The sequence below is a fragment of the Myroides phaeus genome (genome assembly GCF_009799805.1).
In the GTDB taxonomy this organism is placed as follows: domain Bacteria; phylum Bacteroidota; class Bacteroidia; order Flavobacteriales; family Flavobacteriaceae; genus Flavobacterium; species Flavobacterium phaeum_A.
Window position 1 is genome coordinate 1,183,425 of the sequence record NZ_CP047050.1, and the last position, 25,279, is coordinate 1,208,703.

A 25,279-nucleotide genomic window follows, 5' to 3' on the forward strand; every position below is an offset into this window, starting at 1 on the left:
GTATGATACGTTTTATATTGACTTTATTGCTGATGTTGTGTACTTGGTTAATGAGTGCACAAGGAAAGCAAACAATAACAATCACAGGTGGGGCAACTCATTTATACACTTCGATGCCTATTGAAGTAACTGTGGACCCTACGAAGGATTCTAAAACAGTTGACATCGTTACAACCAAACAAGAGGGGGCTGATGCAATTAGTGTTAGACAGGTAGGAAAGAAAATTTACGTTGATTTATCAAGCGGTAATAGAAAGAGAAACTTTAAGGGCAGTATTGGTAGTATTAAAGTTTCCATTGCTCAAAAAGGAATTGTTAGCTATAACGTAAGTACAGTTTCAAAAGTAATTTTATCAGGAAGAGCAACCGGAGAAAATGTCAATATTAATTTGGATTCAAATGGGTATCTGACAGGTTCTTTTCAAGCGAATACAGTTTCTTTAAATATTGACTCAGCCAGTAAATACGAAGGAGATATTGTAGCGAAAACTATTAAAGCAAATTTGGATAGTGCAGGTAAGGCTGTAGTAACGGGAGATGTAGAAACATTAACAGTGAATATTGACAGTGCTGCGTATTTCAATGGGAAAGGCTTGGTTGCTAAAGATGTAAAAGTAGAGGCAGATTCGATGGGGAAAGCAGAAGTATATCCTACGGAAAGCCTAAATGCCTATGCAGATTCTATGGGGAGTGTGATTTACTACAACACGCCTAAAACACTTAAAAAATATACAGATTCGATGGGGTCTGTTAAAGCAAAGTAAACTACGATGTTAACAAATTGGTTTAAAATATATCTGAATTATATCGGTAAGTCTAAGATGTTCTTTCTGTGGAATATTCTTGGGTTAGCTATTGGTATGGCTTCCGTTTTAATGGCAGTTGTACACTTGAAAGAGGAGTACAGCTACAACAGATGGATAACAGATATAGACCAATTATATGAAGTTAATATTGAAATGGGGGAACAAGGAAACTCTGTCTTGATTCCCGCAGGTGTAGGTCCATCTTTAATGCAAGCAGGAGAAGTAGAAAGCTACTGTTATTTTGCATTAGAGTACATTGATTTTTATGGAGAAAGTCGCCAAGAACAAGGGATTGTCAATAAGATTCTAAATACACAGAAGACTTTTTTCGACTTTTATAATTTTGATTTTATCTATGGTCAACCAGAAAGAGTTTTTAATAAAGAGTTATCTGTAGCGATTTCTGAGCAAACGGCAAAGCGCTTTTTTGGAGAAGTAAATCCAATAGGAGATACACTTTCATTAGCACATCAAAAATATGTGGTTAATGGAGTATATCGCTTGAACCAAAAAGCAACGATAATGCCAGATGTTGTAATTGCTAATATTGAGTGGAATACTGCTGATTCGCCAAGTCTATGGCAAGAGAATACGTCTGGATTAGTGGTTAGAATTTCGAAAGAGCAGCCACTGGAAAATATCAGTAAAAAGGTTAGTACAGAATATCACGAAAAGAGAAAACAAAACAAATACGACAACGATGCGGGAGATAAAATAGCAGTTAAGTTGTCGTCGTTAAAGGAAGGTCGCTTTGATTCTAAGCAAACAGCGTTGTTAGAAGGTCGTTCAAAAATAGAAACTGTAAAGTTGATTTTTGGAAGTTCTCTATTGATATTTTTCTTAGCTATTTTAAACTATATCAGCCTTAATCAAGCCAATGTTTTGAGAAGGGTTAAGGAGTTTAAAATTAGAAGAATTATAGGAGCTTCAAAAAGACAGATAGTAGGACAGATAATTTTCGAAACGGTTTTAAATGCTGTAATCGCTTTGTGTTTAGCACTTGTATTTGTGGAGTTGAGTTTGCCTGTTTACAACAACTTTTTACATAGTGAACTTCAATTTGAAATAGGAAAACTAATAGGTGTTCTTGTGCTATTGTTGTTAGCGGTTATTTGTTTTGGAGGAGTTCTTCCTGCTTTATACGCGAATTATATTGCACTTAGAAACTTAACTAATGCCCCTTTTGTAAAGGGATATAAAGGAGCTGGTTGGCGAGGTACAATTGTAACTGTTCAAGTTGTTATTGCTTTTTTCTTTTTAATTGTTGGTTGGATAATTAACAATCAGGTAGGTTTTATGCAAAAACAACCTTTAGGTTTTGAAGGAGATAATGTTTACCAAGTGAAGTTATACACCCAACAAATCAGACGTAAGTTTTACCGAAATGAGAAGTTGGTGGAGGCTTTACAAGGGATAAAGGGAGTACAAGATGTTTCTTTATCAACTATTTCATATCGTGCAAAAGCAGTTAATCACAATTATACAGCTTATTTAGGATTGAATAAGATTACTGATTTTGTGATGGAGGGAGTAGATGATACTTATATACAGATGCTCGGTTTTGAGCACATTGCTCAAGCTAATATTGCAGTAGATAGTTTGTCAACAGTAGTTGTTAATCAACAATTTGTTGATAAAGTAGGAAAGAGAGCAGATGAAGTAGCTGGAGAGATAATTTCTTTTGATGGGAATACCTATATCGTTAAAGGGGTTATCAACAATTTTTACAGAGATGGGTTTGATGAAGTGATTAAACCGATGGTTTTGTTCAATTGGAAAGACATTGACTTTTTGCCATACAGTATAGAGTCTATTTCTATTCGTATTGACGAAGGAATAAAAGAAGAGACGCTGGAACGCATACAGGCATTTTGGTTGGTTAATGTAGATTATGAATATCCATTTGAGCCTATTTTGGTGAAGGAGCAATTTGCTCAGACGTATCAAAAAGTGCTATCACAACGCGATATGTTTGTGTTGTGGATTGTTGCCGTAGTGCTAATTTCTTTATTTGGGTTATACGCTGTGATATCATTCGTGGTTGAGCGCAGATTAAAGGAAATAGTTATACGCAAGGTCTTAGGTGCTGATACAGGGCAGATGCTAAGGCAGTTGTTATTGCCTTATGTGATAATGGTAATTGTTGGATATGCCATAGTAGTTTATCCAACCTATTGGTTGATGAATAAATGGCTAATGAGGTTTAGTTATCGACAAGAAATAGAACTATCACCTTTTATATATGCCTTCTTTCTTTTGTTAGGGTTGATACTCTTGATATTGACAACAAAAGTTTTGAGAGCAACGAGAATAAATGTTTTGAAATACATCAAATATGAATAAGATGATAAAAAATTGGTTGAAAATATATTGGTATCATACAGTTAAGAACAAGATGTATTTCTTGCTGACTGTGATTGGTTTGGCAATCGGTATATCGGCAGTGATATTATCGTCTTTGTATTATTTGGAAGAGTCAAGCTACGACCAATGGAATCCGAATAAGGATGAGATTTATGTTTTGATGAATAAAGGCGAGACAATTACTTATTCAAGTCAGCCAATGCCATTAGGAAGAACGATAAAAGAGAGTTCTTCTGTAGTTGAGGATTATATGTACTATAATTCAGGTTATACGAGTGAATTAGTTGAGTATAATGGAAAAGGAGTAACTATTGAAAAGGTGTTTTTAACACAAGATAATTTCTTTTCTTTTTTTCCTTTTGAATTTGTTTATGGTAGCCCTTCAACAGTTTTTAAAAATCCCAATGATATAGCGATAGAACAAGGTGTTTCAGAACAATTATTTGGAAAGGGAATTAATTCTATAGGGAAAGAAATTGTAATAAAAGACAAGTATTATATTGTTTCTGGGGTTTATTCAGTAGGAAAAGACAGGGGGTCTGTTAGTCCAAATATAGTTTTAATAGATCTAATGGAAGATATTTTGACCAATGATAATTGGTACACTTCTAATTTTGCTTTGTTGGTTAAAACGAAAGATTCGGGAAAAGTAACAGATGTAATCAATCATGCTTTTTTAGAGAATTATTACAAGCCGATGGCTCTTTCGAAAGGTATTAGTGTAGAAGCCTTAATAAAAGAACAACGCAATCATTTTTATACAGAGCCTGAACTGTATGTGCTAAATGGACTGAGACTTAGTGGAAATGAATATCATTTTCCTGAACGAAATGCAAACATACAGATGCTTAAAATAATGAGTGGTTTATCTATTTTGATTTTGGTGTTGTCTGTGTTCAATTATATCAATTTGACTTTATCTCAAATATTAGGTAGGGGAAAAGAAATTGGAATACGAAAAGCAATTGGGGCAAATAAAAAGGATATTGTGTTGCAAGGATTGTTTGAAGCATTGATAACAGTAGTGATAGCCTTGTTAATAAGCATTGTTTTTGTAGAGTTGATAATACCTTTTATTAACGCCTTTGTACAATCGAATATAGTGTTTTCAATTGAAGATTTTCTACCCATATTAATCAGCGTTCTAATCTTTACAGTTTTTCTTGTAGGAGGTTTTCCAGCATTATATTTAGCAAACTATGAAACGCTGTCTGTTCTAAAAGGAAGCTTTCACCGCAGTAAAAAAGGGGATTTTGTTAAAAATACTTTTTTAGTTATTCAGTTTGCTATTGCTTGTTTTTTTATCATTGGTTCTCTTTTAGTAAATCAGCAAGTTAACTTTATGTTGAATAAAGATTTAGGGTTTAAAGGAGATCAGGTTATAGGGATTTCCTTTATGGATAAAGATCGTTGGGATAATGGGGAAGAACGTTTACATAAGTATTTTAACTTCAAAGAAGAGTTGCTTCAAGAATCTGGTATAGAGGGTGTAGCGATAGGCACTACTCATTTTGGTGACAAAGGAGGTTCGGGGACTTTCACTTATTATCCTTACAAAGAAGAAAATGTTTTGACAGCCCAGATCGCGATGGACTATGAGTATTTTGATTTGTATGAAATTAAAATGAAAGAAGGGAGAAATATTGCTAAAGAATTTGCTTCGGATAGTATAAGTAATGTAGTTGTGAATGAAAGTTTTGTAAAAGCAGTAAAGGAACCTTCTCCGATCGGAAAGTTTATAGAAGGTAAGGGTTATAAATTTCAAATTATCGGTGTTGTTACCGATTTCAATATATCTGGATTAGAGAGTGGAGTTTCTCCAAGAATGTATATGCATTTAAACACAAGTAAACGCGTTAAAACACAGTTTCAGATAGTTTCTGTAAAACTTAAGCAAGAAAACATACCGGCTACTTTACAGGCTATTGAAAAGATTTGGAATAAGTATAATGTAGGACAGAAAGAGCCTTTTACTTATGAGTTTGTAGATAAGCAATTTGCCAAAACATTCGATAGGGTTCTCTTGGAGAGAAAAGTATTTAGTGTATTGAATTATGTAGTGTTGTTCATTGCCTTATTTGGATTGTTTGCAGTATCCTCATTTACGATTGGTACCAAGCTAAAAGAAGTAGCAATTCGCAAAGTGTTAGGGGCAGAGACCAGTAGCTTATTAAAGCGCTTGAGTATGCAATACGTGGTTTATTGTGTGATTGGTTTTGCTATTGCAGTCTTTCCGAGTTATTATTTTTTAAATAAATGGTTGAGTAATTACGCGTTCCGCATTGAAATAGGATGGGGCGTGTTTGTAATAAGTTTTGTTGTTATTCTGTGTGTGACCTTACTCATTGTGTTGAGTAGAGCTTATGCAGCAACGAGAATAAATGTTTTGAAATACATCAAATACGAATAAGATGATAAAAAATTGGTTGAAAATATATTGGTACCACACGGTTAGAAACAAGATGTATTTCTTGCTGACTGTGATTGGCTTAGCAATAGGTATATCGGCAGTGATATTATCGTCTTTGTACTATTTAGAGGAATCAAGTTACGACCAATGGAATCCGAATAAGGATGATGTGTTTGTGGTGGAGTCAAAAATCGATAAAGATGTTAGTTGGATGAAGCTGCCTTATCCTTTTGGCGAGAAACTAAAAGAACTATCTCCTCAAGTCGTTGATTATAGCTATATGTTCAACTATTATGAAGAAGGAGTATTGATCATAAATGGTGAAAAGAAAGCATATAACCAATTGTTAGATGTGCAGTCTAATTTCTTTGATTTTTTCCCTTTCGAGATTGTAAAAGGAGATAAGAAGAAACCGTTTTCAGGAAAGAAAGCAGCTGTAATACGAGATAAATATGTCAAATATCTATTTGGAGACAAAGATCCTATTGGAGAAGTAATTCGCTATGAAGAGGAAAATTATGTGGTGAGTGGTGTATTTACTTTAGGAGATAAGAGAAGCTCTGTTTCAGCGAATATATTTGTTAATTCTCAAGATGACTATGTAAAAGAACAGGATAGTTGGGGGAATTACAATGGTACTATTTGGTTAAAGTTAAATGATGTAAACAATAAGAGTCAGGTAGAAGACTTGTTAATCGATAACCTGTATGCTGTTCAAGCTAAGGCTGAGGGAAAAACTTTAGAAGATTACTTAATAGAAAATCCTTTTGAGAAAGGGTATGTTTTACACGATTTAAGTGGTCAGCGATTAATAAAGAAACTCAATTTGAATGGTACACCAGAAGGAGGGGCAAATGTTCGTTTGTTGTACACAATGATTGGATTATCAGTTTTAATCTTGGTCTTGTCAGTATTTAACTATATCAATATGGTTACTGCACAAGCGATTAGTAGAGGTAAAGAAGTGGGCGTGCGTAAAGCAGTAGGAGCCAGCAAGCATAACTTGTGGATACAAGGAATATTCGAATCGTTGTTAACGACCCTGTTGGCTGTGCTAATTGGGATGGTAATAGTAGAGTTTGTATTGCCTTTACTACAAGGGTTTCTAAATACACGAATGGAGTTTAAGTTGTTAGATTTCTTGCCGTGGTTGTTGTTGATAACTTTTGGAGTCGTGTTAATTGTTGGAACATTGCCAGCTGTATTCCTTGCTAATTTTAAAACATTAGAGGTTTTAAAAGGAGAAGTAACAAGAAGTAAAAAGGGCGTGAGGTTAAAACAAGGGATGTTGATTGTTCAGTTTGGTATAGCTTGTTTTTTTATTAGTGGTGCTTGGATTGTACAACAACAAATTACATATATGTTGCAAAAGGACTTGGGCTTTAATGGAGAGCAAGTTGTTTCGATTCCTTATTTCGGAAAAATTCCGTGGGAGAAAAAACGCGATGTTTATTTCAGTTTGAAAGAGGAGATGTCAAAAGTTAAAGGTGTTGAAGGTGTTAGTACAAGTGCGTTGATGTGGGATGCAGGAGGAAGTGGAAGTTCAATTAAATATGGGAACACCACCTCATTAGTAGAAAATGGAGGAATGGATTATAACTTCTTAGATATGCTAAATATCAAAATTAAAGAAGGAAGACAACTTTCAGCAGATTTAGCTTCTGATACAATAAGCAACATATTGATTAATGAGACTGTTGTGAGAAGATTAGGAATGACAGATCCAGTGGGTAAAAAGGTGGATTGGAATAGTTATGAATTTACAGTTGTTGGTGTTGTTCAAGATTACCATCTACACAGTCTAAAGAGAGAATATAGTCCTGCCATTTATATGCACTTAAATACTGTGCCTTGGGTAGGGAATACTATCAACTTTATGTTTCTAAAAATAGATATGAACAATATAGAAGAAACGATGAGTGAGGTCCAAAAGATATGGGAGAGAAGAGAGATTTCTGATGAACCGTTTAGTTATGAATTTGTAGATAAGACATTTGCCAAAACCTTTAATTCTACTTTAAAAGAACGCAATGTTTTCTTGATATTAAACGGTGTTGTCATTTTTATAGCACTGTTTGGATTGTATAGTTTAGCCTCGTTTGACATCAATGGAAGATTAAAAGAAGTGGCAATTCGCAAGGTATTAGGAGCATCAAGAAGAGAATTGTTGAGCCAATTGTCAAAACAGTATTTAGTGATGGGAGTAATAGGATTTGTTGTATCAATTTTCCCGAGCTATTACTTTTTAAATAAGTGGTTAAGTAATTATGCATTTCGAATTGAAATATCTGCTATACCATTTATAGTAACATTTGTAGTGATTGCCTTGTTGACGCTTTTCATTGTGTTGATAAAAGCATTTAGTGCTACACGTGTCAATGTTTTGAAGTATATAAAATACGAATAATAAATAGAAACCCCCAAAAACGAATAGATATGAAAAAATTAGTAATGTTCTTCTTATTAGTAGGAAGCAGTGTTTTTGCACAAGTAAAAGAAACGCGCCAGGTAAGTGATTTTGATAACGTAAAAGCATCACAGGGAATTAGAGTTGAGTTTACCTATGGTGAGCCTAAATCAGTAGTTGTTGATGCAGAAGATCAAGAGTTATTAGATCGTGTAAAAACAGAAGTAAATGCAAATGGGCGTTTATCGGTTTACATAGAGTCAAAGGTCAGTAGAAAGCGAAATAAGGTTGTTTATATGGGAAGTAATGGGAAGTCAGTTGTTGTTACAATTCACAACCCTAAGTTAGAAGGAGTACAAGTGTCATCTTCAGCTCGTTTTAATTTGGTCAACGAAGCAAAAGCTAAGCACTTCTCAGTGACAGCATCAAGTTCAGGAAGATATGAAGGAGCCTTAGTTAAAGCGGATGACTTGACAATAGAAGGAAGTTCATCTGCTAAAATAGGAGGAAGCTTTACGGTGATGAGTAATGCAAGTTTATCTGCCAGTTCATCTTCATCAGTAGAGGTTAGTTTAACAAGTAAGAAAGCAAGTTTTGGAGTGAGTAGTTCAGGTAAAATTACTGCATCAGGAAAAGCAAATGAGGTTAATGCATCAGCATCAAGTTCTGGAAATATCAAAGCAAGAGAATTTGCTACAAAGACATTAGATGGCCGTGCAAGTTCATCAGGTTCAATGATTTTTACTGTTTCTGATGAGGTAGTAGGGAGAGCAAGTTCATCAGGGCGCGTTCAATACGTTGGTGATGTTCAAAAAGTAAATGTTTCAACTTCTTCATCAGGATCAGTAAAGAGGGTTGAGTAATCAATACAGATAAAATAAAAGTGTAAGGATTCCTATGATAGCGAATTGGTTTAAATTATATATCAAGAATTTAATGAAGAACAAGATTGTTTCTGCATTAAACATTTTAGGGTTGGCGGTTGGAATGACAGCTGTTATCCTCGTATTGTTATTTTGGAATAACGAGCATAGTTATAACCAGTGGAATCCTTATAAAAATAGAGTATATGAAGTAGAGGGAACGTCAGAGTCGTATTTTAAAAATTGGTTTCCAGCGCCTGTTACAAACAATTTAGATAAGCTATCAGATATTGTAGAAGCTTATAACTTTAGCTTTACGTTTGACGATATTTCAAGTGTTGAGGTAGAGGGACGCAAAGATTTTTTGTACGAAATAAGTGAGAAGCAAGCTAACTTTTTTGAATTTTTTCCGTTTGAAGCAATTTATGGAAGTGCAGAGGAATATAAAAAGAATTATAAAGACGCTTTAGCGATTGACATAACAGAAGCAGAGCGATTATTTGGCAAAGGGGTTAATCCAATTGGGAAGACGATTGTACTGGAAAATGGAAAGGTGTTATCTGTCCGTTTTGTTTATCGTGTTCCTGGAAATAGTTCCGTTACTTTTAAAGGCTTAACCTCTTTTGTTACTGAAGACCAAATAGCTTTTAATAGAGAAAATAATTGGGGAGATCACAATTATACTTTGTTGCTGAAGTTAAAAGAAGGAATCCAGATTAAAGATGTTCAGGAACGTATCAGAGATGTGATTTACGACGATGTTTTTCAAATGTATATGAAGAATAAGTCGCTTACTTTAGAAGAGTTAAAGAAAAATTTTAAAGATAACATTGTACTTCATTTTAATCCATTAGATACAGTTCACTTAAATCCCCTTTCAGGAGGATTGGGAGGAGGAGCAACTGCGGCAAAGGTGTTGAATATAATGATGGTTTCTGCTGTCTTATTGTTAGTGTTATCTATTATAAACGCAGTTAACTTGGCTTTAGTTAACAGTTTTAAACGCGCCAAAGAAATAGGAATCAGAAAAGCAATAGGCGTTACAAAAGGACAATTGTTTCAACAGTTTATTTTTGAATCAATTCTTACTGTAGCTGTAGCTTTGGCGATTGCTTTAGTGTTTGTTGAGGTATTACTACCGTATTTTAATTTGTTAGTTAATCGAACCATTGTGTTTAATCTATCTACTCTTGCATTGCCAATTGTTGGAATTGCTTTAGTGGTTATTTTATTGTCGGGTACATTGCCAAGTTTATTCTTGATTTCATTTGATACGTTGAAAGTGTTGAAGGGGAATTATATGCGTGGAAAAGCAGGTATTCGCATTCGAAATGTGTTTTTAATTTTACAGTTTGTCATCGCCTTTTTCTTTTTGACAACCGCTGTTTTTATTCACAAACAGGTAGATTATATTTTACAAGAGGACTTAGGCTTTAATGGCAATCAGGTTGTTAATATTAATTTTAAAATTAAGGATATTAGCAAGCGAAATACGCTTTATCAACAGATAGAATCTGACTTAAAAAAGATTGCAGGCGTAAAAGAAACGACGATGCATTCAATGCGTATTGGTGGAGGGTATAGCAGTGCTTCTGGAAATAAAATAGGAGACACTTCTGTTCAAAGTAACAATGTTTCTGTAGGTTATGATTTTTTAAAAGTGTTTGATGGAGAGTTGGTAGAAGGGCGTTTCTTTGATCGTAACCTTGCAACAGATAGTGTTAGTAAAGTTCTCGTTAATGAAACATTTAAAACAACTTTCAATTTTTCAGATGGAATACTTGGAAAGAAGATAAAGTGGAATGGAAAAGAGTTTGAGGTAATTGGTGTTGTAAAAGATATGAAGATAGAAGGGGTTAGTAAAAGCACTAATCCGTCAACCTATTTTATGCCTAATTCAGTTGATTGGTTTTATTATTTGGCGGATCATATCGCAGTAAAAATAGACGCTAAAGATACCCAAAAAACATTACAGGCATTAGAGGATTTTTGGAGTAAAAGGATAGACTCTACATATCCTATGCAATATACATTTGCAAATGAAGACTTCGCTAAGAGTTACCAAAAAACACTATATCAACGTACGTTGTTTATGTGTTTGATGGGGGTATCAGTATTTATAGCGCTGTTTGGCTTGATGGCAATTGTGTCTTTCAGTATTGAAAGCAGGTTAAAAGAAATAGCAATTCGCAGGGTATTAGGAGCTGATTCCACTAATCTGATTTTAAAGTTATCTGTGCGATTTATTGTGTATTGTCTTATTGGTTTTATCATATCAATTTACCCTGTAGTCTATGTAATGAATCTGTGGTTAGAGGACTTTGTTTATCGCATTTCAATCACTGTATTACCATTTGTTATTGCTTTTGTATGCTTGATGCTTTTCTCAATGTTATTAGTGTTTTGGAAAGCTTGGCAAGCAACGCGTATTAATGTTTTAAAGTATATTAATTATGAATAAAGTAAGTTGTTTATTGTTTGTCATAATGTTTGCGTTTAGTTCTTATGCTCAAGAACAATGGACTTTGCGTGATTGTGTTGAAAAAGGCAAAGAAAATAGCTATAAGCTGATGGTTGCCAGTTTAACGAAAAGCGTTGCAGAGAAGTCAAAGCAAAGTGTTGCTTCTTATTATTTGCCTAAAGTAAATTTAAATGGGAGTCAAGGATATAACTTTGGTTCGGCCGTAGATATGAGTACAAACTCGCGTGTTAGTTCAAATATTGCAACAACACAAGCTTCTGTAAATACCAGTTTAGAGTTGTTTAATTGGTCAAATTTTGTAGAAAATAAGCAACAGCAGTTATTGGTTGATTATGCAGAATTGAGCGAACAAGAAGTATTTTATGAATACCAATCAGAATTGTTGCAATTGTTTTTTGGGATTATTGGAACACAAGAATTTTTAAAGATTCAACAACAGCAATACGTCAATAGTGAAGAGAACTTCCACCGTGTAAGGAAAGAAGTTGAAGCAGGTGCAAAGCCACAGAGTGACTTGTATGATATAGACTTTATTTTTCACAATGAGAAAATCAATATTCAGCAAACAGAGAATGATTTGAATAATCAAAAGATGCGGCTATTGCATTTGTTGAATGTAGACTCGCTGTCAACAAGTCAAATTACGTTGGTTTATCAAGAGGAAGTAATAGATTTATTTACAGACTATACATTCAATCCTACGCTTGAGAAGTTTCGTTTAAATCAGATGATTTTGGAGAAAGACAAGCAACTTTTAAGGTCATCTAATTTGCCTTATTTATCAGCTAATTATTCTTTTGGATCTTTTTATTCACGTCCTTTCAATACTGCTTTAGACCTTGATATTAACGCTTTTTCAAAGCAAATGGGAGACAATAAGAGTCATTCTATTAGCTTGCAATTAACCATTCCAATATTTCAAGGAGGGAATATTATTCGTAAAGTGAAAAAGAAAGAAGAAGAATTGCGATTAAATGAAATGCGAATTAAAGAGAGTGAAACAGGATTATTGAAGCAAAATCAAGAAATAAATCAGGAGATTGAACAATTAGATTTAATAGCACAACAGCTGTCTAAGGGAATAGAGTTGTCACAGAAGTCATTCATTACAACGCAAGTTAAGTACGAGAATGGTAAAGCAGATATTTTTTCTTTCAATGCTGCTAAAAATCAAATGTTAAGTGCTCAATATGCCTTGATTAAGAATAATATAAACAGGTCTTTATTGGTAAAAAGACTTCAGTTAAATAATACTAATATGCTATAATTAAAAGTTATAGCATTATTTGTATTTAGAATATATTAACATTAAAATTTCAAATATTCCCACTATATTTGCGTTAGTCAGAATTTATATTAAATTGTTGAAAACTAATCGCATATAATGAAATTAGATAGAAAAGAAATTCTTAAAGCATTGGAAACTATTTCAATCGCTGGAGAAGGAAAGAATATGGTAGAAAGTGGAGCTGTTAGCAACGTAGTAACTTTTGGAGACGAAGTTGTTGTTGATTTAGTGTTAACTACACCAGCTTTACATATTAAAAAAAGAGCGGAAGTGGATGTAATGAAAGTTATTCACGACCAAATTTATGACAAAGCAAAAGTAAAAGTCAATATAAAAGTAGAAGCTCCAGAGAAACCTGAAATCAAAGGAAAAGCAATACCAGGTATTAAGAATATCGTTGCTGTATCTTCAGGAAAAGGAGGAGTAGGTAAATCTACTGTAACTGCAAACTTAGCAGCAAGTTTAGCAAATATGGGATTCAAAGTTGGTATTTTAGATGCTGATATTTACGGTCCTTCTATGCCAATTATGTTTGACGTAGAGAATGCTAAACCAATCTCTGTAGAAGTAGATGGTAAATCTAAGATGAAGCCAGTAACTGCATATGGAGTAGAAATTCTTTCAATCGGATTCTTCACAAAAGGAGATCAAGCGATCATTTGGAGAGGACCAATGGCAGCAAAAGCATTAAACCAGATGATTTTTGATGCAGATTGGGGAGAATTAGATTTCTTATTAGTTGACTTACCTCCAGGAACAGGAGATATTCACTTATCAATTATGCAGTCTTTACCAATTACAGGAGCAGTTGTAGTTTCTACACCTCAAGCTGTAGCATTGGCAGATGCTAAAAAAGGAGTATCTATGTTTATGTCAGAAAGTATCAACGTACCAGTATTGGGAATTGTTGAGAATATGGCGTATTTTACACCTGAAGAATTACCAGAAAACAAATATTACATTTTCGGAGAAAACGGAGCTAAAAACTTAGCAGAAGATTTACAAGTACCTTTCTTAGGAGAAGTGCCAATTGTACAAAGTATTCGTGAAGCAGGAGACTATGGTCGCCCAGCAGCGTTACAAAATGATACGATCATTTCAGAAGTTTTCAATAACGTTACAAGAAATGTAGTAGAGCAAGTTGTGTTAAGAAATGAATCTTTACCACCAACAGAAGCTATTAAAATTACTACTATGGCTGGTTGTTCATCAGCAGGTAAAAAATAATGATTAATTTATAAAGAAATATGACATCACAAACTATCAAACAGAATGTCGAAAAGGCGTTAGATGAAATCCGTCCGTTTTTACAAGCAGATGGAGGAGACATCACACTTTTAGACATTGTAGATGACAAGCACGTAAAGGTTCGCTTAGAAGGAGCTTGTACAGCTTGCAGTGTTAATCAAATGACGCTAAGTGCTGGAGTGGAAACTACTATTAAAAAGTATGCTCCAGAGATCGAATCTGTAGTTAATGTCGGCTAAAAATAACATAGTCAACTATCAATAAACAACCCGTTTGTGGTGTTATTCATTGATAGTTGACTTTTATCATTTTTAATAATTATAGCAAAGAGGAACTTTGCCCAAAAGAAACTACATCATGATTGAAACAGATATAATAATTATTGGAGCGGGCCCTACAGGTCTGTTCGCTGTATTCGAAGCAGGATTATTAAAATTAAAGTGTCATCTAATAGATGGGCTTCCTCAGCCAGGAGGTCAGTTAACTGAGTTGTATCCAAAGAAACCTATTTTTGATATTCCTGGATATCCATCAGTTGGTGCTGCAGAGTTGATCGATAATTTAATGGAACAAATAAAACAGTTCCAACCTGGATTTACATTAAATGAAGTTGCAGAAACAGTTGAAAAACTTGAAGATGGAACGTTTATCGTTACAACAAATAAAGGTACAAAACATCACGGAAAAGCAGTTGCTATTGCTGGAGGTTTAGGTTCTTTTGAACCAAGAAAACCAGAATTAGAGAACTTAGCTTTTTACGAAGATAAAGGAGTTGAATACTTTGTGAAAAAACCTGAAATGTTTGCAGGTAAGAAGATTGTTATCGCTGGTGGTGGTGACTCTGCTTTAGACTGGAGTATTTACTTAGCTGAGATTGCAGCTGAAGTTCATTTGGTTCACAGAAGAAATGAATTTAGAGGAGCTTTAGATTCAGTTGAAAAAGTACAGGTTTTAAAAGATCAAGGTAAGATAAACTTAATTACGCCTGCAGAGGTTGTTGCTTTAAAAGGGAATGACGAGAAATTAGAGGCTGTAGTGATTGAGAAAGATGGAGAGCAATCAGAAGTTGCTTGTGATTACTTTATTCCTTTATTCGGGTTAACACCTAAGTTAGGACCAATTGCTAATTGGGGATTAGAGATAGAGAAAAATGCTATTAAAGTTAATAATGCATTAGACTATCAAACTAACATTCCTGGTATTTATGCTATTGGAGACGTAAACACTTATCCTGGTAAATTAAAGTTGATTTTATGTGGTTTCCACGAAGCAACATTAATGTGTCAAAGTGTTTATAATATGATGAATCCTGGTAAGAAATTTGTATTAAAATATACAACAGTATCTGGAATTAACGGGTTTGATGGAACACGTAAAGAAGCAGAAAAAGCTGTTGTAAAAGCAATAGACTAATATGGCAGAAGATATTAAAATTACGATTGTAGACCGCGATGGCGTTGCCCATGAGGTAGATGCTCCTACAGACATGAATATGAACGTAATGGAGTTAGTACGTGCTTATGAGTTAGCTCCAGAAGGAACGATTGGAATTTGTGGAGGTATGGCGATGTGTGCTTCTTGTCAATGTTACGTCTTGAATGCAGATGAAGTAGAGCTTCCTGAGATGAATCCAGATGAGGATGCTATGCTATCAGAAGCATTTAACGTAAAAGACAATAGTAGATTAGGTTGTCAGTTGCATTTAACACCTTCATTAGAAGGTTTAAAAGTTGAATTAGCGCCAGAAGGCTAATTATATAACAATACATAGTAATATAAAGGCTGTACGTTTACGTACAGCCTTTTTTTGTAACGATCATTGTAATCTTAGGTAAATTAAGGAGGATATTGAGAAGTACAAAAAAAGGGATAACAATTTGTTATCCCTTTATGTATATTTTATTTTAAGCTTCTTCACTGCTTTTTTTCTTTTCAGAACCACCTTTGCTTTTCATCAATTTGATGATTACAGGAAGTGTAGTAACTAAAACCAAGAATAAAACAATGTACTCGATATAATCTTTTAAGTTGATACCGTAGCTATCCATTAACCATACTTGTAAGTAGTGACCTGCAAAGATTAATGTAGTAGCCCATAAGAAAGAACTGATTACGTTATATAACATAAAACGTTTGATATCCATTCTTACGATCCCAGCAATAATCGGAGCAAATGTTCTTACAACAGGTAAGAAACGAGCAAAGATAATAGCTCTACCACCGTGTCTTTCAAAGAATACTTTAGATTCGTATAAGTATTTCTTTTTGTAAATAAAGTTATCTTTTACGTTATACAAATAGTTACCACTTTTTGCACCAAACCAATAGCCAAAGGTGTTACCTAATATTCCGGCTAAGGCAACTAAAGTAGAAAGTAAAGCAACATTTACAAAGTCACTTTCAATTGCAAAAAGCTCTTGCATTAAAGCTGTGCTATAAATTCCAGAAAGGAATAATAAACTGTCTCCAGGTAAAAAGAATCCTGCAAACAATCCCGTTTCAGCGAATACAATGAATAGTACTACATAGATTCCGATTGAGTGACCAGCGATTTGTAGATTTATATAAAACTCAGGGTTAATTAACTGAGAAATTTGAAATTCGTCCATAATTGTTTTTATTCTATATCAAGTGTTTCATTAGTGTGTTCTTCTTTTTCCTCAAATTTATCAATTGCTGCAGTTGATAAAGCATTTCCTAATACGTTTGTCATACTTCTACCCATATCACAGAAGTGGTCAATAGGTAAGATAAATGCAATACCTTCAGGTGGAATATTAAACATTGCGCAAGTAGCAACAATAACAATTAAAGAAGCTCGAGGTACTCCTGCAACTCCTTTACTCGTAACCATTAAAACAAGAAGCATTAATATTTGATCACCTAAGGTCATAGGTACGTCGTAAATCTGGGCAATAAAGATACTGGCAAATGTAAGATACATCATACTACCATCTAAATTGAAAGAGTAACCCAAAGGTAAGGTAAATGAAACTATTTTAGAAGAACAACCGTAAGCTTTTAATTGTTCAACTAATTTAGGGAATACTGCTTCACTACTTGTTGTAGAAAAGGCAATTAGTAAAGGTTCTTTAATTGCTTTTAACAATCTCCAAACGTCTTTTCCAATAATAAGGAACCCTACCAAAATTAAAACAGCCCATAGAATCACTAATCCTAATGCGAAAGCACCTAAATATTTAGCATACGTGATAAAGATTGTTAGTCCATAAAGAGATACTGCACTCGCAATTGCTCCAAGAACTCCCAATGGGGCAGTCCACATAATATATGTAACCATTTTTAAAACTACTTCAGATATTCTGTCAAATAGTTTAATAACTGGTTTTGCTTTTTTTCCTAAAGTAGATAAGGCAATTCCAAAGAACACCGAGAATACTACAATTTGAAGAATCTCATTATGCGCAAAAGCTTCGAAAATACTCTTAGGGATTAAGTGCTCAATGAATGACTGTAAACTAAGTGCATCTGTTTTAGTCAATAAATCATTGGCAGAAGAAACATTATTTAAATCAAAGTTAGCACCAACACCAGGTTTAAACCAATTAACAAGGACTAATCCGATACCCAGAGAAACCATAGATGCTGTAATAAACCAGCCCATTGCTTTCATACCAACTCGTCCAACCATTTTCATATCTCCCATTTTAGCTATTCCGACTACAAGCGTACAGAAAACTAAAGGAGCGATAATCATTTGAACTAAACGAATAAAGATTGTTCCAAGTAATTTAATGTTGTTGGAAAAACCTTCGATATATTCAGGTAAGGTATAGTGAATAATACTTCCGAATATCACTCCGATAACAAGAGCGATAATAATTGCAATGAAAAGTTTGTTGTTCTTCATTTTTAGTTGTGATTTGAGCGTGAAAATAGTTATTTTTTTAGAAAAAAAAGTTCTTTTAGAAAAAAATAACAAATGTTTTTGTATCACTTCTATGTTTTTTGTGGAGAATTTATTAATATGAGAATTTTATAAGTGATTATTCGATTTTTATAACTATTTAAATCGATGTGAAAAAGGTTTGAGTTTTCAACAATTTTGTTTCTATCGAATTCTAAGGACGTTGTGATAGAATTCTTTATCTTTCGGCTCAAATCGAAAGAAAGTTTATATTTACACACTTTATAAAACCCTAATTATGAAAAAAATATTCTTATTTGCCTTGAGCTTAGCAAGTTTATCTTCATTTTCTCAGGAAGTTATGACCAAAGAATTGCTTTGGAAGCTGGGGAGAGTAACTCCGATTGGTGTTACTAAAGATGGTAAAAACCTTATTTACAAAGTAGGGCACGCTAATATGGAGGAAGATAAGTTTGATTCAAAGACTTATCAAATACCTTTAACAGGTGGTAATCCTGTTGAAGTAACAGATTTTAAATCGTTATTAATAGACAAGAACATTTCTCCTGATGGAAAAATGATTTTATCTGACAAAGCAGTAAAAGTTGGAAAAGTTCTTGGAAAAGATTTATACCCAACAATGGAAAAATCGGATGCTTATGTGTTTGATGGTTTAGATTACAGACATTGGGATACTTGGAATGATGGAACACATAATCACGTTTTTTACAGTTCAGTAGGAGATGAAAAAGGTGCGATTGACATTATGGTTAATGAACCGTATGATGCTCCACAAAAGCCATTTGGAGGTGATGAGGATTATACTTGGACACCAGATGGAAAGAGTATTATTTACGTTTCTAAAAAGAAATTCGGAACAGAATACGCTACAAGTACAAATACTGATTTGTATGAGTACAATTTAGAAACAAAGAAAACGAAGAACTTAACTGAGTCGAATTTAGGATACGATACTAATCCTACTTTCTCTCCACAAGGGCACTTAACTTGGTTGCAAATGAAACGCGACGGTTTTGAGGCTGATAAAAATGATTTAATCGTTCGTTACGATGGTAGAGATTTAAACCTTACTGCTAATTGGGATGGTACAGTTGCAGGTTACCAATGGAGTAAAGATGGTAACAAAGTTTATTTTACTGCTGCTGTAGGTGGAACAATTCAGTTATTTGAAGTTAACTTCCCAGGAAGAAAGCGTATTGCTCCAGTAGTTCACCAAATCACAGACGGAATGTTTGACGTAACAGGAATTGTTGACGTGATTGGTGATAAAGCAATTGTAACGCGTACAGACTTCAATCACGCAGCAGAAGTTTTCTCTTTCGATATGAAGAAAAATGAGTGGACTCAAATTACAAAAGTAAATGACGAAGCTTATTCAAAAATTGCAATGAGTAAAAGTGAGAAGCGAATTGTAAAAACAGTTGACGGAAAAGATATGGTAACTTGGGTTGTATATCCACCAAACTTTGACCCTAATAAAGAATATCCAACTTTATTATACTGTCAAGGAGGACCACAATCTGCTTTATCACAATTCTATTCATTCCGTTGGAACTTCCAATTAATGGCGGCAGAAGGATACATTATCGTTGCTCCAAACAGAAGAGGTATGCCAGGACACGGAGTAGAATGGAATGAAGCAATCAGTAAAGATTGGGCAGGTAAACCAATGCAAGATTACTTAGCAGCTATTGATGATGTAGCACAAGAAAAATATGTTGATAAAAACAGATTAGGAGCAGTAGGAGCGAGCTATGGAGGATATTCAGTATTCTACTTAGCAGGAATCCACGAAAATCGTTTTAAATCGTTTATTTCTCACTGTGGAGTATTTGACTTAGTAAGTATGTACGGAACTACTGAAGAGGTGTTCTTCCCTAATTTTGATACAGGAGGAGCATACTGGGAGAAAGATAACAAGGATGCACAAAATGCATATGCTAACTTTAACCCAATCAACAATGTTGATAAATGGAATACTCCAATCTTAGTTATCCAAGGAGGAAAAGATTACCGCGTACCAATCGGACAAGGTCAAGAAGCTTTCCAAGCTGCACAATTAAGAGGAATAAAAAGTAGGTTTTTATACTTACCAGAAGAAAATCACTGGGTTGTAAAACCACAAAATGCACAAGTATGGCAAGGTGAATTTTTCCGTTGGTTAAAAGAAACTTTGTAATATAACATAGTATAATTTACGAAAAAGGCTGTCTTCTATAGACAGCCTTTTTTGTTTCTGTAATTTAATGAAAGAGAAATTGAATGTTTTGTAAAACGTATTTTAGTTAATTTTTTTAAGGTATGTTTTGGCTAATTTTGTTAAAAATATAAATTTAAGATATGAAAAAGATTTTATTTAGTTTAGTAGTAATTGGAGGATTATTAGTGAGTTGTAGCTCAGATGACAATAGTTCAAATGAAAATGGAACTACAGTAGGTGGAATTACAGCACCTCATAAAGTGATTAGAGTTCTTGAGAAGATTAAGGTTAGTTCAACTAGAACTTGGCATGATGGAGAAGTAGAGACATCAAATAGTGCAATTACTTATGAGTATGAAAATGGAAAGTTAGTTAAAATTGTTACTGATAGAAATGAGGTAGTAGGTGAGATAAAGTATAATAAAGGAGGAATTGAGAGTATTTCTAATATTGAGGATACTTTCTTTTTGTCTGAAATCACAGGAAAAAAGCTTGATGGGGCTAAATATGGAAAAGTGAATCAAATTCACAAAGGTAATCCTGTTGATCTTACGTTTTACTCATTTGATGAAGATGAAAAAGAAATTGAAGGAGAATTTCAAACAAAAATATCTTATGATGCAAAACCATTTTTTGCGTTCCATACTCTAAATACGACAGGGGCAATTGATTTATCTAAGAAAACACAGATTGATTTTGGTTCTCCAGTTGGTGCTGCTTTAAGTGGAATTAATGAGGCAAATAAGTTATTACCTGTGAATAATATTACTGGAATAAACCATATTTATGGTGAAAAGGAATCATTTAGTGCTACTGTTACATATGAATATGACAAAGAGGGGTATCCTGTAACTGCTATTTTTGAAACAGTTGATAAATATACTTATAACGATTGGAATAGGGAAACAAGAGAGTCTTTTGAGGTTATAGCAGAAGATAAAGATAAAGGAACTGTAAAATTCTATTTCAAAGAAATAAAATAATATAAGGAGTTGAAAAGCTTGAGAGGCAAGTTATTTTAACTTAATTGTACTTTTGTTAAAGCCTAAGAGATTGTCTCTTAGGCTTTTTTGTTGTTTACTTGTTTAAGATTACTTTTAGATGTACTATAATGAAAACGAGGTAATCCTATTGTGTTTCCATACGATTTCCATAGTTTTTATGGTGCTACTGGAGAACTCTGTCTCGCCTCGCTATAGCTGTACACTTTTTTTGAGGTTTTAATGTTAGCAAGGGGAAGGTAAAGAGAGGTAAAAACATTTTTTTTGTGTAAAAACTAATTTATTTTATACTTTAACTCCGTTTTTAATGTTGAAAATGTATGTTTGTTTGAAACAATTTGGAATAAACCTAAAGCTTTTTTTATCTTTACAAATCTAACAACCTAACAATATGTATAAAAATCAATTAAAAGCATGGGCATTAGCGCTTATGTTATCAGCTGGTTACTCTGTAACTTCATTTGGACAAGATAACTTAGTAAACTCACTAAGATTAAATGCAAGTGAAAAGAGTAAGGAATTATATCAATTTACAGATGTAGTTGATATTGAAGCAACTTCAGTAAAAAATCAAGGTTCATCAGGAACTTGTTGGAGTTATTCAGCAAACTCATTTATCGAATCAGAAATGATGAGAATGGGAAGAAAACCAGTTGAGATTTCACAAATTTTCTCTGCTCGTAATGCTTATGTTGAGAAAGGAAAAATGTATGTGCGTATGCACGGAGCTGTTACTTTAGGTGATGGTGGAGCATTTCACGATGTAATGAATATGTACAAAATGTACGGAGCTGTTCCTCAATCTGTTTACACAGGATTAAATTACGGAACAGATAAAAATAAGTTTGGAGAAATGGCTGCAATACAAGAAGGAGTATTAAAAGCTATAGTTTCTAATCCAAACGGAAAGTTAACTCCAAACTGGGAGAAAGCTTATGCAGCTGTAATTGATGCTTATTTAGGAGAAGCTCCTAAAAAATTCAAATGGGAAGGAAAAGAATATACTCCTCAATCTTTTGCTAAAGAAGTTATTGGTGTAAATGCTGATGATTATGTTGAAATTGGTTCAGACTTAAATTACCCATTATATGATAAGTTTGTTTTATTAGTTCCTGATAACTGGGCTTTTAATCAAGCATACAACGTTAAAATGGATGAATTAACAGAGATTGTTGACCACGCAGTAAACAATGGTTTTACAGTAGCTTGGGCAGGAGATGTTAGCGAAAAATACTTTAGCTGGAAAAATGGTGTAGCTTTTGTACCTGAGAAGGAATATGAAGATATGACTTTGGAAGAAAGACAAGAAATGTTTAACGGACCAAAACCAGAACGTAAAGTAACGCCAGAAATGCGTCAAGAAGCTTTTGATAATTATACAACTACGGATGATCATGGTATGCATATTGTAGGAATTGCAAAAGATCAAAACGGAAGAGAGTATTATGTTATTAAAAACTCTTGGGGAATTTCAAATGACTACAAAGGATATATGTATATGAGTAAAGAATACGTTAAGTATAAAACTACTGATATTATGATTCACAAAGATGGACTTCCAAAAGGAATCGCTAAAAAATTAAAAATATAACAGATAAAAAATTGCTATGGAGAAGATTGTATTGAGTTTAGAAAACTTTTTAGAACAGATATTATTAGCCTTACCGAGATATGCTGTAGGTATATTGGTAATTATAATAGGTATCTATGTTATTAAAGGTGTTGTAGGTATTATAGGAAGAAGATTTGAGAAGAGAGACCTTGATAAATCATTAAGAGGGTTCTTGCTTAGTATGATTCGTTTCATGCTTTATATCGTTCTATTTGTTGTGGTATCGGGTATTATGGGCTTTAAGTCGATGAGTTTTACTGCCATATTTGGTGCCGCTGGTTTAACGATTGGTTTGGCTTTACAAGGAAGTTTATCAAACTTTGCAGGTGGAGTTTTAATCTTAATGTTTAAGCCGTTTAAAGTAGGTGATTATATTTCAAACACGGGTAGTACTGAAGGAACTGTAGAGCGTATAGATTTATTATATACTACGTTAACTACTGCTGCTGGATTAAAAGTTTTTAGTCCAAATGGTACATTAGCAAACTCAGTGATTACAAATTATAGTGAGATTACTGCAAGACGTTATGACTTTGTAGTTGGTATTTCTTACAGTGCTAATATTAAAGAAGCAAGAGAGGTTATTTTAGCTGCTTTAGATAAGCATGAGTCTATTCAAAAAGATCCAAAACCAATTGTTTTTGTAAATGGATTAGCGGATAGTTCAGTTAACTTAAACGTTCGTGCTTGGATGGCAAAAGAGGATTACTGGAATACAGTATTTGAAATTCAACAATTAGTAAAAGTTGCGTTGGATGAAGCAAATATCGAAATTCCATTTCCACAAACAGATTTACACATTATCTCAGATAATACAAAATAATACGAAGAGCCCTTTCAGTTTTGAAAGGGCTTTTTTATTGTCTATGCCTTTAAAGCTGTGGCTTGGTTACTAATTTAAGGCTATTGGAAAAGGAGTGTTTTAAGGTTGATTATAAGTAGGTTGAAATGTGTTATAGAGAAAGTTGCTAAAACTCTTCGCAATGAATTTTTATTGTATGTTATAAATTATAGTAGTTTTGAAATAAAAAAAGATGGAACGTAAGAATATCTACATTTACTTATTTGATGGTTACTCGGATTGGGAGGTTTCTTATATTATGCCTGAAATTCGAAAAAATGCACACTATAGACTCATCACTGTTTCTGACAAAGGAAGGGCAGTAATGTCAAGTGGAGGACTGCGAGTTTTACCGGATGTTTCTGTTGAAGAAATAAACTTAGCTAACGCAACAATGTTTATCTTACCTGGCGGTAAGTTGTGGGAAACCCAATTACCTACAGATATTAGAATAGATGCTGTTATTAATTATGCTTTGGCGCAAGGTATGATGATTGCAGGAATATGTGGGGCAACTGCTTATTTAGGTAAAAAAGGTGTTCTTGATAATCGTTTCCATACAAGCAATGATGTTTCTTATCTGAAAGCTTTAGCGCCAGCTTATACAGGTGATAAGTTGTATTTAAACAGTTTAGCAGCAAGTGATGATTTAATTATTACAGCAAGCGGAATTGGAGCTGTTGAATTTACAAGAGAAATTATGCTGCAATTGCTATTTGAAAAACAATATATAGAACAATGGTTTGAGTTGTTCAAAAACGGAAATTTAGTTGCTTGATAAAGCGATATTTTTAGAGAAGAAAAAAGCTCCTTAATTGGAGCTTTTTTTATTCTATAACGTAATCTTTGTATTCTTCCGCAATGCGATCAAATAAACTTAATAATTCAATAGGATCATCAGTTGTAACTAATTTTAAACGATGTGGTTTAAAACCGTGAATACCTTTGAAATAGTTAGTGTAATGACGTCTCATTTCAACGATACCAACACGCTCACCTTTCCATTCCATAGACCATATTAAGTGGTTTTTAGCAGCCTCTAAACGATCTTTTATTGTTGGAGGAGGAAGTAATTCACCTGTTTTAAAATAGTGTTTGATTTCATCAAAAATCCAAGGATATCCAATAGCTGCACGACCAATCATCATACCATCTAAACCGAATTTCTCTTTGTACTCTAATGCTTTTTGTGGACTATCAATATCACCATTACCAAAAATAGGCATTGTAATACGTGGATTATTTTTAATGCGTTCAATATGTGTCCAGTCAGAATGCCCTTTATACATTTGTGCACGAGTACGCGCGTGAATAGTTAAAGCTTGTACTCCGATGTCTTGTAATCTTTCAGCTACTTCGTCAATGTTGATAGAATCATCATCCCATCCTAAACGAGTTTTAACCGTAACAGGTAAATTTGTACTGTTGATAACTGCTTTTGTTAAGCGTACCATCAAATCAATGTCTTTTAAAACACCAGCACCAGCACCTTTAGATACTACTTTTTTTACAGGACAACCAAAGTTGATGTCAACTAAGTCTGGTTGAACTGTTTCTACAATACGAGCAGACATTGCCATAGCTTCTTCATCTCCACCGAAGATTTGAATACCTACAGGTCTTTCGTAATCAAAAATGTCTAACTTCATCTTACTTTTCATCGCATCTCTAATCAACCCTTCTGAAGAAATAAATTCTGAGTACATAAGATCTGCTCCGTGTTTTTTACACAAACGACGGAATGGTGGATCACTTACGTCTTCCATAGGAGCTAAAAGAAGCGCGTGGTCAGGAAGTTCTATGTTGCCAATTTTAATCATATTCGTTTTCGAAATTTGATGCAAAAGTACAATAATTTTAGTTTTTCA

Annotated in this window: 19 protein-coding genes; 16 read left to right on the forward strand and 3 right to left on the reverse strand. The window is 33.8% G+C overall.

The genetic code is table 11. From position 1 onward, the window contains the following. Window positions 1–2: 2 nt before the first annotated feature. The 11 genes from GQS07_RS05380 to GQS07_RS05430 all read left to right on the forward strand — a co-directional run bounded on the left by GQS07_RS05380 (window position 3) and on the right by GQS07_RS05430 (window position 15,621). Window positions 3–764, forward strand: coding sequence for a GIN domain-containing protein (locus tag GQS07_RS05380; protein WP_158209935.1), 762 nt, complete (start codon window positions 3–5; stop codon window positions 762–764). 6 nt (window positions 765–770) lie between these two features. Continuing rightward, window positions 771–3,149 carry an ABC transporter permease gene (locus GQS07_RS05385; RefSeq protein WP_158209936.1) on the forward strand — a complete coding sequence of 793 codons (2,379 nt, stop codon included), beginning with the start codon at window positions 771–773 and terminating at the stop codon, window positions 3,147–3,149. Next, entirely contained in the window at window positions 3,142–5,580 is a 2,439-nt protein-coding gene (locus GQS07_RS05390) for an ABC transporter permease (RefSeq protein ID WP_233269314.1), read from the forward strand. The genes GQS07_RS05385 and GQS07_RS05390 overlap by 8 nt, the downstream gene beginning before the upstream one ends. A gap of 1 nt (window position 5,581) precedes the next feature. Further along, entirely contained in the window at window positions 5,582–7,987 is a 2,406-nt protein-coding gene (locus GQS07_RS05395; protein ID WP_158209937.1) for an ABC transporter permease, read from the forward strand. A 29-nt stretch (window positions 7,988–8,016) separates the two neighbouring features. Beyond that, on the forward strand, window positions 8,017–8,850 hold the full coding sequence (locus GQS07_RS05400; RefSeq protein ID WP_158209938.1) for a GIN domain-containing protein: 834 nt from the start codon (window positions 8,017–8,019) through the stop codon (window positions 8,848–8,850). A 73-nt stretch (window positions 8,851–8,923) separates the two neighbouring features. Beyond that, window positions 8,924–11,311, forward strand: coding sequence for an ABC transporter permease (locus GQS07_RS05405; protein WP_233269315.1), 2,388 nt, complete (start codon window positions 8,924–8,926; stop codon window positions 11,309–11,311). Further along, a complete protein-coding gene (locus tag GQS07_RS05410; RefSeq protein WP_158209940.1) occupies window positions 11,304–12,599 on the forward strand; it encodes a TolC family protein in 1,296 nt (431 codons plus the stop codon). The genes GQS07_RS05405 and GQS07_RS05410 overlap by 8 nt, the downstream gene beginning before the upstream one ends. A 117-nt stretch (window positions 12,600–12,716) precedes the next feature. Then, a complete protein-coding gene (locus GQS07_RS05415; protein ID WP_158209941.1) occupies window positions 12,717–13,847 on the forward strand; it encodes an Mrp/NBP35 family ATP-binding protein in 1,131 nt (376 codons plus the stop codon). Window positions 13,848–13,867: 20 nt separating this feature from the next. Beyond that, a complete protein-coding gene (locus GQS07_RS05420; protein ID WP_090409512.1) occupies window positions 13,868–14,107 on the forward strand; it encodes a NifU family protein in 240 nt (79 codons plus the stop codon). Window positions 14,108–14,225: 118 nt separating this feature from the next. Beyond that, the gene (locus GQS07_RS05425) at window positions 14,226–15,281 is read left to right on the forward strand and encodes an NAD(P)/FAD-dependent oxidoreductase (protein ID WP_158209942.1); all 1,056 of its coding nucleotides are present in this window, start codon (window positions 14,226–14,228) and stop codon (window positions 15,279–15,281) included. A gap of 1 nt (window position 15,282) precedes the next feature. After that, a complete protein-coding gene (locus GQS07_RS05430; RefSeq protein WP_090409516.1) occupies window positions 15,283–15,621 on the forward strand; it encodes a 2Fe-2S iron-sulfur cluster-binding protein in 339 nt (112 codons plus the stop codon). A gap of 151 nt (window positions 15,622–15,772) precedes the next feature. Here the strand turns inward: GQS07_RS05430 and GQS07_RS05435 are convergent, their stop codons facing one another. Continuing rightward, complete coding sequence (locus GQS07_RS05435; RefSeq protein ID WP_158209943.1) at window positions 15,773–16,477, reverse strand: DedA family protein; 705 nt, start codon at window positions 16,475–16,477, stop codon at window positions 15,773–15,775. A gap of 8 nt (window positions 16,478–16,485) precedes the next feature. Continuing rightward, entirely contained in the window at window positions 16,486–17,739 is a 1,254-nt protein-coding gene (locus GQS07_RS05440) for a dicarboxylate/amino acid:cation symporter (protein WP_158209944.1), read from the reverse strand. A 295-nt stretch (window positions 17,740–18,034) separates the two neighbouring features. On the opposite strand from GQS07_RS05440, the gene GQS07_RS05445 reads away from it, so the two are divergent. The 5 genes from GQS07_RS05445 to GQS07_RS05465 all read left to right on the forward strand — a co-directional run bounded on the left by GQS07_RS05445 (window position 18,035) and on the right by GQS07_RS05465 (window position 24,189). Then, window positions 18,035–19,936 carry a S9 family peptidase gene (locus tag GQS07_RS05445; RefSeq protein WP_158209945.1) on the forward strand — a complete coding sequence of 634 codons (1,902 nt, stop codon included), beginning with the start codon at window positions 18,035–18,037 and terminating at the stop codon, window positions 19,934–19,936. A 161-nt stretch (window positions 19,937–20,097) separates the two neighbouring features. Then, the gene (locus GQS07_RS05450; protein WP_158209946.1) at window positions 20,098–20,940 is read left to right on the forward strand and encodes a hypothetical protein; all 843 of its coding nucleotides are present in this window, start codon (window positions 20,098–20,100) and stop codon (window positions 20,938–20,940) included. Window positions 20,941–21,349: 409 nt separating this feature from the next. Further along, complete coding sequence (locus GQS07_RS05455; RefSeq protein ID WP_158209947.1) at window positions 21,350–22,549, forward strand: aminopeptidase C; 1,200 nt, start codon at window positions 21,350–21,352, stop codon at window positions 22,547–22,549. Between the two features lie 16 nt (window positions 22,550–22,565). Next, complete coding sequence (locus tag GQS07_RS05460) at window positions 22,566–23,393, forward strand: mechanosensitive ion channel family protein (protein ID WP_158209948.1); 828 nt, start codon at window positions 22,566–22,568, stop codon at window positions 23,391–23,393. A gap of 211 nt (window positions 23,394–23,604) precedes the next feature. Then, window positions 23,605–24,189: a DJ-1/PfpI family protein gene (locus GQS07_RS05465; protein ID WP_158209949.1), complete on the forward strand. Its 585-nt coding sequence runs from the start codon at window positions 23,605–23,607 to the stop codon at window positions 24,187–24,189. Window positions 24,190–24,238: 49 nt separating this feature from the next. Here GQS07_RS05465 and dusB read toward each other — a convergent pair whose 3' ends face one another. Further along, window positions 24,239–25,231, reverse strand: a complete 993-nt coding sequence (gene dusB / locus GQS07_RS05470) for a tRNA dihydrouridine synthase DusB (protein WP_158209950.1) — start codon at window positions 25,229–25,231, stop codon at window positions 24,239–24,241. Window positions 25,232–25,279: the final 48 nt, after the last annotated feature.

Excerpts from the sequence above, each read along its gene's own strand:
- GQS07_RS05380 (WP_158209935.1), top strand. The coding sequence starts at position 3 with ATGATACGTTTTATATTGACTTTATTGCTGATGTTGTGTACTTGGTTA.
- GQS07_RS05385 (WP_158209936.1), top strand. The coding sequence starts at position 771 with ATGTTAACAAATTGGTTTAAAATATATCTGAATTATATCGGTAAGTCT.
- GQS07_RS05390 (WP_233269314.1), top strand. The coding sequence starts at position 3,142 with ATGAATAAGATGATAAAAAATTGGTTGAAAATATATTGGTATCATACA.
- GQS07_RS05395 (WP_158209937.1), top strand. The coding sequence starts at position 5,582 with ATGATAAAAAATTGGTTGAAAATATATTGGTACCACACGGTTAGAAAC.
- GQS07_RS05400 (WP_158209938.1), top strand. The coding sequence starts at position 8,017 with ATGAAAAAATTAGTAATGTTCTTCTTATTAGTAGGAAGCAGTGTTTTT.
- GQS07_RS05405 (WP_233269315.1), top strand. The coding sequence starts at position 8,924 with ATGAAGAACAAGATTGTTTCTGCATTAAACATTTTAGGGTTGGCGGTT.
- GQS07_RS05410 (WP_158209940.1), top strand. The coding sequence starts at position 11,304 with ATGAATAAAGTAAGTTGTTTATTGTTTGTCATAATGTTTGCGTTTAGT.
- GQS07_RS05415 (WP_158209941.1), top strand. The coding sequence starts at position 12,717 with ATGAAATTAGATAGAAAAGAAATTCTTAAAGCATTGGAAACTATTTCA.
- GQS07_RS05420 (WP_090409512.1), top strand. The coding sequence starts at position 13,868 with ATGACATCACAAACTATCAAACAGAATGTCGAAAAGGCGTTAGATGAA.
- GQS07_RS05425 (WP_158209942.1), top strand. The coding sequence starts at position 14,226 with ATGATTGAAACAGATATAATAATTATTGGAGCGGGCCCTACAGGTCTG.
- GQS07_RS05430 (WP_090409516.1), top strand. The coding sequence starts at position 15,283 with ATGGCAGAAGATATTAAAATTACGATTGTAGACCGCGATGGCGTTGCC.
- GQS07_RS05435 (WP_158209943.1), bottom strand. The coding sequence starts at position 16,477 with ATGGACGAATTTCAAATTTCTCAGTTAATTAACCCTGAGTTTTATATA.
- GQS07_RS05440 (WP_158209944.1), bottom strand. The coding sequence starts at position 17,739 with ATGAAGAACAACAAACTTTTCATTGCAATTATTATCGCTCTTGTTATC.
- GQS07_RS05445 (WP_158209945.1), top strand. The coding sequence starts at position 18,035 with ATGAAAAAAATATTCTTATTTGCCTTGAGCTTAGCAAGTTTATCTTCA.
- GQS07_RS05450 (WP_158209946.1), top strand. The coding sequence starts at position 20,098 with ATGAAAAAGATTTTATTTAGTTTAGTAGTAATTGGAGGATTATTAGTG.
- GQS07_RS05455 (WP_158209947.1), top strand. The coding sequence starts at position 21,350 with ATGTATAAAAATCAATTAAAAGCATGGGCATTAGCGCTTATGTTATCA.
- GQS07_RS05460 (WP_158209948.1), top strand. The coding sequence starts at position 22,566 with ATGGAGAAGATTGTATTGAGTTTAGAAAACTTTTTAGAACAGATATTA.
- GQS07_RS05465 (WP_158209949.1), top strand. The coding sequence starts at position 23,605 with ATGGAACGTAAGAATATCTACATTTACTTATTTGATGGTTACTCGGAT.
- dusB (WP_158209950.1), bottom strand. The coding sequence starts at position 25,231 with ATGATTAAAATTGGCAACATAGAACTTCCTGACCACGCGCTTCTTTTA.